The sequence below is a fragment of the Poritiphilus flavus genome (genome assembly GCF_009901585.1).
In the GTDB taxonomy this organism is placed as follows: domain Bacteria; phylum Bacteroidota; class Bacteroidia; order Flavobacteriales; family Flavobacteriaceae; genus Poritiphilus; species Poritiphilus flavus.
The window spans coordinates 1-1,411 of record NZ_WXYO01000016.1 but is presented as its reverse complement, the minus strand read 5'-3'; the positions used below and the strand labels follow the sequence as shown (position 1 = coordinate 1,411).

Below are 1,411 nucleotides of genomic sequence, written 5' to 3'. Positions count from 1 at the left end.
TCGGTTACCCTGTAGGTTCGGGTGATCGTTTCCGGATTGCTTTTACCATCACTGACATCACTCACAAAGGTGACTGTGGGGTTGGCCGTACAGTTGTCCGCTTCATCGGTCACTACCGTGATGTCCGTAGCAGGGATATCAGATGAACACTGTACGCTCACCGCTGCCGGGTTGCTGGCTGTAGGGGCCGTCGTATCGTTTATCGTGATGGTCTGGGTGACATCGGTGCTGTTCCCTATGGCGTCCGTTACCCTATAGGTCCGGGTGATCACCTCGGGATTGCTGTTGCCATCGCTTACATCACTCACAAAGGTGACTGTAGGGCTTGCTGTGCAATTATCGGCCTCGTCGGTCACTACGGTAATGTCTATGGCAGGGACATTGGCGTAACACTGTACGCTTACCGCCGTGGGATTACTCGCTGTTGGCGGGGTGCTATCCGCACTGTCTCCCACAAAGTTGAAGTTCTGCGCAGCACGCTCAGTTGCGGCATTGCAGTAAACCAGTCCGGAGGCGCCGATGGTGGCCTTATTGGTAAAGCCCTGGTTATACCAACCGATCAGTGTGGCGTCCCAGTTGGCGATCGAGAGCCCACTGTTGGAAAGCATACCATAACCGTCCAAACCATTTACCTTCCCAAGGTCCCAATTCCCCAGGTTTTGGTCAAAGGAAGTGGCGTCCTGAAACATGGCCATCACAATGGTCACCTTGCTGGTGTTCCACGAACCGATGTTCTGGTTAAAGGCGCTGGCGCCATTGAACATGTCAACCATTCTGGTCACCTTGCTGGTGTCCCAGGATCCAATGTCCTGGTTAAAGGCGCTTGCATAAGCAAACACTAAGGGCATATCTGTCACGCTACTGGTGTTCCATGAACCGATGCTCCCGTTAAAGGCAGTGGCCTCATAAAATATACCTCCCATATTGGTCACACTACTGGTGTCCCATGAACCGATGTTCTGGTCAAAGGAAGTGGCATAAGCAAACATGCCGTACATATTGGTCACACTGCTGGTGTTCCAGGAGCTGATGTCCTGGTCAAAGGCAGTGGCATTCCAAAACATCATGTTCATATCGGTTATGTTACTGGTATTCCAGGAACTAATATCTGCGTTAAAGCTGCTTGCATAGCCAAACATTTTGTCCGTACTGCTAACACTGCTCAGGTCGGGAGCATCGGTGGCCTTAACCTCCATATTGCTACAGCCCCAAAATGCACCCTCCATCGTGCTCCAGGATATGCTGCCCCATTGGTCTACGGAAAGCAGCTTCTCCTTATCCCCTGTGTTGTTGAATTGTATCGCAGTAAGGGTCCCGTTCCCGGAAGCAGCATCCCGAAGGGCCACTTGTATCTTCCCGGAGGTATAGTTAAGCAGAGGGACATTCAAAGTGATGGTCCCGCTCTGGTCCA

1 protein-coding gene is annotated in these 1,411 nt (G+C 51.9%); it reads right to left on the bottom strand.

Going from position 1 to position 1,411, the window contains the following annotated elements:
- Positions 1-1,411 (bottom strand): BspA family leucine-rich repeat surface protein (locus GTQ38_RS20850; protein WP_161437522.1); only part of this gene is annotated, 1,411 nt, incomplete at both ends.